The organism is Flavobacterium sp. HJSW_4 (genome assembly GCF_042436695.1).
Lineage (GTDB): Bacteria > Bacteroidota > Bacteroidia > Flavobacteriales > Flavobacteriaceae > Flavobacterium.
In genome coordinates, this window is sequence record NZ_JBHNPP010000113.1 from 1 (window position 1) to 210 (window position 210).

Below are 210 nucleotides of genomic sequence, written 5' to 3' on the forward strand. Positions count from 1 at the left end.
CGTGATTTCAAAATCAGGAAGACGTTCTGAAATTGAAGAATTATACCAAAAGTTCAAACCGTGACATAAAATAACAGCTTTCTTCGGGTCATTTACAACATAATCAATATTGATAAAATCGCCAGATCGGAAGAGCGGTTGTTGGTGGTTGGGGGGGTGGTGTTTGGTGTGGTGTTTTTGTTGTTGGTGTGTGGTGGTGGGTTGTGGGTG

General features: G+C 41.9%; 1 protein-coding gene. It reads right to left on the reverse strand.

Going from position 1 to position 210, the window contains the following annotated elements; all coding sequences use genetic code 11:
- Positions 1-210: hypothetical protein (locus tag ACE01P_RS24515; protein ID WP_379701680.1), on the reverse strand; the 210-nt coding region annotated here is incomplete at both ends.